We start from the raw sequence: 6,373 nt of genomic DNA on the forward strand, positions 1-6,373 counted from the left end.
GAGCCCCCCGCCCCGTCCCCCCGCCCCCCGCCCGCCGCGCCCGGGGCGGCGGTCCGCCCGGGTGACGCCCTGGTGGCCGTCGACGGGCGGCCGGTGGACCCGCTGCGCGGTCCGGGCCCGCTCCTGGTCGGCTCGGCCGGCAAGGCCGTCGAGCTCACCGTCTCGCCGTCCGGCGGCGGCGACGTACGGCACGCGGTCGTCGTCCCGCTGTCCGACGAGGAGCCCCTGCGCTACCACGCCTGGGTCGCCGACCGCCGCGCGTACGTGCATGAGCAGTCGGGCGGCCGCCTCGGCTATCTCCACGTCCCCGACATGCAGGCACCGGGCTGGGCCCAGATCCACCGCGACCTGCGCGTCGAGGTCGCCCGCGAGGGCCTGGTCGTCGACGTGCGCGAGAACCGCGGCGGCCACACCTCCCAGCTCGTCGTCGAGAAGCTCGCCCGCCGCATCGTCGGCTGGGACCTCGCGCGCGGGCGCCCCCCGTTCAGCTATCCCCCGGGCGCCCCGCGCGGCCCCGGGGGCTTGGTCGCGAACGAGTTCTCCGGCTCGGACGGCGATATCGTCAACGCCGCGATCAAGGCCCTGGGTATCGGCCCCGTCGTCGGCGTGCGCACCTGGGGCGGCGTCGTCGGCATCGACAGCCGCTACCGCCTGGTCGACGGCACGCTCGTCACCCAGCCCAAGTACGCGATCTGGCTGGAGGGTTCGGGGTGGGGCGTCGAGAACCACGGCGTGGACCCGGACATCGAGGTGGTCACCGCCCCGCAGGACTACGCGGCGGGGCGCGATCCGCAGCTGGACACGGCGATAAGGGTGGCGCTGGAGGCACTGGAGGCCACCCCGGCCAAGGCGCCGCCGACGCTGCCGGACCTTCCGGAGCGGGAGTGAGAGCCCTGCCCGCGGACCTCAGGAGCGGGCAGTGGCAGCTTGCCTGCCGACCTCAGGAGCGGGCAGTGACAACCTGCTTCCGAAGGTCCGCCGTGTCCCCGGATAGCATGCTCCCGGACCGATCGCCGACCCTCAGGAGACCCGACCGTGGCTGGTGAACCGCAGGCCGACTGCCTGTTCTGCAAGATCGTGGCGGGTGAGGTGCCGGCCACCGTCGTACGGGAGTCGGAGACGACCGTCGCCTTCCGCGACATCAACCCGCAGGCGCCCACGCACGTCCTGGTGATCCCCAAGGTGCACCACCCGGACGCCGCCTCGCTCGCCGCCGCCGAGCCCGCGATCGCCGCCGATGTGCTGCGCGACGCGGGCGAGGTCGCGGCCGACGAGAAGCTGGACAGCTACAGGATCGTGTTCAACACCGGCTCCGGGGCCGGTCAGACGGTGTTCCACGCGCACGCCCACGTGCTCGGCGGGCGCGGTCTGCAGTGGCCGCCCGGGTAGCGGCCGGCACGGAAGAGAACGGTCGAGCTCCCTTGTCCTCACGGGAATTCGTGGTGCTCGGCACCGCGAGCCAAGTGCCCACGCGGCACCGCAATCACAACGGCTATCTGCTGCGCTGGGACGGCGAGGGCATCCTCTTCGACCCGGGCGAGGGCACCCAGCGGCAGATGCTGCGGGCCGGCGTCGCCGCGCACGACCTCAACCGGATCTGCGTCACGCACTTCCACGGCGATCACTCGCTCGGACTCGCGGGCGTCATCCAGCGGATCAACCTCGACCGGGTGCCGCATCCCGTCACCGCGCACTACCCGGCGAGCGGACAGCACTTCTTCGAGCGGCTGCGGTACGCGACGGCCTACCGGGAGACCGTGCGGCTCACCGAGGCGCCGGTCGCCCAGGACGGTGTGCTGGCCGAGACATCCGCGTACCGCCTCGAAGCCCGGCGGCTCTCGCACCCCGTCGAGTCCTTCGGATACCGGCTCGTCGAGCCCGACGGGCGGCGGATGCTGCCCGAGCAGCTGCGGGCCCGCGGGATCACGGGCCCCGACGTGGGGCGGCTGCAGCGCGACGGTGTGCTCGGCGATGTCACGCTCTCGGACGTCAGTGAGCTGCGGCGCGGGCAGCGGGTCGCCTTCGTGATGGACACGCGGCTGTGCGACGGGGTGCGGGAGCTGGCGGACGGGTGCGATCTGCTGGTCATCGAGTCGACCTTCCTCGACGAGGATGTCCGACTGGCCGAGGACCACGGGCACTTGACGGCCGGGCAGGCGGCGACGGTCGCACGCGAGTCCGGGGTGCGGCATCTCGTACTGACGCATTTCTCGCAGCGGTACACCGACCCGGGGGAGTTCGAGCGGCAGGCACGGGCAGCCGGGTTCGAGGGGGAGCTGACCGTGGCGGCGGATCTGATGCGGGTGGCTGTGCCGAAGCGGCAGTGACGAAAGGCGCCCGTCAGCGCCACTGGGCCGCGCCGGACGCGCGCGGCGCCGCCGACTCGATCTTCGTACGGATCTCCCGCATCACGGCCACGATCCGCAGCTCGTGCTCCTCGGTCAGCCGCGCAAGCGGCACCGAGCAGCTGATCGCGTCCACGGCCGGCTCGTCGTAGCGCAGCGCGAAGCCGAAGCCCGCGATGCCGAGGACGCTCTCCTCGCGGTCGATCGCATAGCCGCGTGCCCGCACCTCGGCCAGCTCGGCGGCCAGGGTCTCGGCGGTGGCGTGCGTGTTGGGGGTGAGCTGTGCCAACTCCCCTCGCGGCAGCCGCTGTTCCACCGCCTCGGCGAGCAGCGCCTTGCCCAGGGCGCCCGCGTGGGCGGGCAGCCGGCGGCCCACGCGCGAGAACGTCCGCAGATACTCGTGGGATTCGCGGGTGGCCAGGTACACCACGTCCGCACCGTCGAGGCGGGCCAGATGGATCGTCTCGCCGAGCGCCTCCGAGGCCTCGTCGAGATACGGCCGCACGACGCGTACCCGCGGATCGCTGTCCAGGTAACTGGTGCCGGTGAGGAGCGCGTGGATGCCGATGCCGTACAGCGAACCCGTGGTGTCGGTGCGCACCCAGCCGCGGTCGGTCAGCGTGTGCCGCAGCAGCGCGTCCCCCGAGCTGCGCGGCACCCCCAGCTCCTCGCCCAGCTCCCGCAGGCGCGCGGGACGGTCACCGCGCGCGGCGAGCACTTCGAGCAGCTCGACCGTGCGCGCGGCGGACTTCACCTCGCGTACGCCTGCGGGGGTCTCGGACGGGGGCTCGGCTACCGGCATGTCGGTGATCGTAATCCTTGGACGCCGGTCTCCCGGCCGCCCCGTGGACGCCGGTCTCCCGTGGACATCGGTCTCCAGGCCGCCCCTTGTTCTGTGGCCGGAAGCATCCGTTGCCGGTTGTTCCGCGGTCAGACGGTGAAGACCGGGCCCCAGATGTCGTAGGCGCCTTCCCACAGCTTGATCTTCACGTCGGTCGTCTCGGCGATCGAGAGGTCGCAGTACCGGTCGGGGTTGCCGGTGCTGGTGTCGTCGAAGCAGACCCCGCCGACCTTCACCCAGTCACCGCGGACCTTGCGGTACGCCTGCGCGCGGGCCGCGTATCCGTCCGCCTTGTAGTCCCGTACCCGCAGGGTCTCCCCGTGCGGCTCCATACAGGCGCCCGCCACCTTCTCGCCGTCGCCTGCGGGGATGCGCATGATGACATTGCCCTCGCACTCGGTGTGATGGGCGGACGCGGCCCCCGGTGTGAACGCGAGCATCAGCGCGGCTATCGGAGCGGCGACGGCGGCCTTGCGTATCGGACCATTCAGCATCTGCGGTTCTCTTTCGTCGGCATGCGTTGATCTCAACTCCGGTGACGCTACGGGAAGTTGACGGTCCGGTGAAATCATTTGATCTCCCCGCGCGGCAACCCGGCCGGCACGCCGCCGCCGACGAACCGCCCGCACGGACGGCCCGCTACTGTGCCGCCGCCCGCTCCAGAATCCGCCGGGCCACCGCGGGAGAATCCACCAGCGGATGCAGGGCCAGCGCCCGCAGCGCCGCGTCGCGGTCCTTGAACACGGCCGCCTCGATCGCCGCCCGCTCCACCGCCTTGAGCTGCAGCATCAGCCCCAGCTCGGCCGCCCCCAGCGGTGCGCAGGGCAGAGGGCGGGCGCCGGACGTGTCCACCTCGCAGACCGTCTCGACGACGGCGTCGGCCGGGAGTTCGGGGACGGTCCCGTTGTTGCGTACGTTGAGGATCAGCCGCGCGCCCGCCCCCGACGACAGCGCCCGCATCAGGGCCAGCGCCACCCGGTCGTAACCCCCGCCGTCCAGATCGCACGCGTCCCGCTCCCAGCCGCCGCTCGCTGCCCGGGACTCCGCCATGTACGTGGACTCGCGCTCGCGGCGGGTCGCCTCCCACAGGTCGTACGCCTTCGACGGGTCGGCGGACGCGCGGCCGAAGAACCCGCCCTGCTGCCGGTCGAGGAACTCGCCCCGGGTCTCGGCGGCGTCGCTTACCGAGGCGAGGGTCTCGCGGCGGAAGTAGTAGTAGTGCAGATACTCGTTGGGCAGCGAGCCGAGGGCGCGCAGCCACGTCGCGCCGAAGAGTCTTCCCTCCTCGAAGGAGCCGAGCCTTTCCGGATCGGCGAGCAGTCCTGGCAGCAGGTCCCGGCCGTCCGATGTGGTCAACTTCCGCAGCCAGCCGAGGTGGTTGAGGCCCACATAGTCGTAGGTGACGTCCTCGGGGTCCGCTCCCGCGGCGCGCGCAGCACGGCGTACGAGGCCCACCGGTGAATCGCAGATGCCGATCACGCGGTCGCCGAGCACCGAGGCCATCGCCTCGGTCACCATGCCCGCCGGGTTGGTGAAGTTGATGACCCAGGCGCCGGGCGCGAGCTCCTTGACGCGCTCCGCGATCCGCAGCGCCACCGGGATCGTGCGCAGTCCGTAGAGCACCCCGCCCGCGCCGACCGTCTCCTGGCCGAGCACCCCCTCGGCGAGCGGAACACGTTCGTCGCGCACCCGGCCCGCGGTGCCGCCGACCCGGATCGCCGAGAACACGAAGTCGGCGCCGCGCAGCGCGTCGTCCAGATCGCCGGCGATCCGCAGCGCAGGACCGTCCGCGCCGAGCCCCTCGATCACCGACCGCACCACGTCGAGCCGCGTGCGGTCCGTGTCGTACAGCGTCAGCTCGCGCACCTCGGACCCCACCAGCGCCCCGTACACCAGCGGAACACGGAAACCGCCGCCACCAAGAATCGTCAGCCTCATGTCCCGGAACGTATCGCAGGTGGGGACACCCCCTGCTCGAACGAAGTGGAGAGCTTGGGGGATGTCAGTGCCCTCAGGCAGACTGTCCGGATCTGCAGGCATATCTCGTACGGAGCACCTGGTGAGCGCTATCGACGGCACCCGGCCGCTGGACGGCGGCCGCTTCGGTCCGACGGCGGACAAGGGCTGTCTCGACCCGCTCGCCGCGCTGCGCACGCCCGGGGAGCCGCCGTGGGACGTGTATCTGACCGGCACCGTCTTCCTGGACATCATCTTCACCGGCCTCGACTCCGCCCCCGTGCGCGGCACCGAATCCTGGGCGCGCGGGATGGGCCAGAGCCCGGGCGGGGTGGCCAACATGGCGACGGCGCTGGCCCGGCTCGGGCTGCGCACCTCGCTCGCGGCCGCGTTCGGCGACGACCACTATGGCTCGTACTGCTGGGATGCCCTCGAACAGGGTGAGGGCATCGACCTGTCGCAGTCGCGCACGGTGCCCGGCTGGCACTCGCCCGTCACCATCTCGATGGCGTACGAGGGCGAGCGCACGATGGTCTCGCACGGCCATGACGCCCCGCCCGCCGAGCCGGCGCCCGACTGCCCGCCCCGCTCCCGCGCGGCCATCGCCTCGCTGGCGCCCGGCGTACGCGAGGACTGGGTGGCGCAGGCCGCCGCCGAGGGCACGATGATCTTCGCGGACGTCGGCTGGGACGACAGCGGATGCTGGGATCTCGCCGGGCTGCCCGACCTCGCGCACTGCGAGGCCTTCCTGCCCAACGCCGAGGAGGCGATGCGCTACACCCGCACCGACTGCCCGCGCGCCGCGGCCCGCGCGCTGACCTCCCACGTACCGCTCGCGGTGGTGACGCTCGGCGCGGAGGGCGCGTACGCGGTGGACGGGCGGACCGGCGAGACCGCCGAGGTGCCCGCGATCGCGGTCGAGGCGCTCGACCCCACGGGCGCGGGCGATGTCTTCGTCGCGGGCTTCGTCACCGGCACGCTCGCGGGCTGGCCGCTGGCCGACCGCCTCGCGTTCGCCGGCCTGACGGCGGCGCTCTCCGTGCAGGAGTTCGGCGGCTCGCTGTCGGCGCCCGGATGGGCGGAGATCGGGGCGTGGTGGCGCAGGATCCAGTCGTACGAGGACCAGGACCCGGCCGCGCTCAGACGGTATGCGTTCCTGCAGGGCGTGGTGCCGGAGTTGGTACAGCCCTGGCCCGGGCGGGGGGGCGGGCCGGGGCGCGGGGGTGGGGAG

At 72.7% G+C, this 6,373-nt stretch carries 7 protein-coding genes; 4 read left to right on the plus strand and 3 right to left on the minus strand.

Features of this window, described 5'->3' with window-relative positions; translation table 11 throughout:
* The 3 genes from JAO81_RS42440 to JAO81_RS14415 form a co-directional block, all read left to right on the plus strand.
* A partial coding sequence (locus JAO81_RS42440) for a S41 family peptidase (RefSeq protein WP_233415365.1) occupies positions 1-888 on the plus strand: 888 nt, incomplete at its 5' end.
* 147 nt (positions 889-1,035) lie between these two features.
* Positions 1,036-1,389, plus strand: coding sequence for a histidine triad nucleotide-binding protein (locus JAO81_RS14410; protein WP_165333175.1), 354 nt, complete (start codon positions 1,036-1,038; stop codon positions 1,387-1,389).
* 32 nt (positions 1,390-1,421) lie between these two features.
* Entirely contained in the window at positions 1,422-2,327 is a 906-nt protein-coding gene (locus JAO81_RS14415; RefSeq protein ID WP_199548240.1) for a ribonuclease Z, read from the plus strand.
* A 13-nt stretch (positions 2,328-2,340) separates the two neighbouring features.
* Here JAO81_RS14415 and JAO81_RS14420 read toward each other — a convergent pair whose 3' ends face one another.
* From JAO81_RS14420 to JAO81_RS14430, 3 genes are all read right to left on the minus strand, one after another.
* A complete protein-coding gene (locus JAO81_RS14420; RefSeq protein WP_199548241.1) occupies positions 2,341-3,147 on the minus strand; it encodes an IclR family transcriptional regulator in 807 nt (268 codons plus the stop codon).
* A gap of 128 nt (positions 3,148-3,275) precedes the next feature.
* Positions 3,276-3,680, minus strand: a complete 405-nt coding sequence (locus tag JAO81_RS14425) for a hypothetical protein (protein WP_199548242.1) — start codon at positions 3,678-3,680, stop codon at positions 3,276-3,278.
* A gap of 145 nt (positions 3,681-3,825) precedes the next feature.
* A complete protein-coding gene (locus JAO81_RS14430) occupies positions 3,826-5,124 on the minus strand; it encodes a 6-phospho-beta-glucosidase (RefSeq protein WP_199548243.1) in 1,299 nt (432 codons plus the stop codon).
* A 121-nt stretch (positions 5,125-5,245) separates the two neighbouring features.
* Here JAO81_RS14430 and JAO81_RS14435 point away from each other — a divergent pair.
* A partial coding sequence (locus tag JAO81_RS14435) for a PfkB family carbohydrate kinase (RefSeq protein ID WP_307813360.1) occupies positions 5,246-6,373 on the plus strand: 1,128 nt, incomplete at its 3' end.

The sequence above is a fragment of the Streptomyces sp. N35 genome, from assembly GCF_016464295.1.
In the GTDB taxonomy this organism is placed as follows: domain Bacteria; phylum Actinomycetota; class Actinomycetes; order Streptomycetales; family Streptomycetaceae; genus Streptomyces.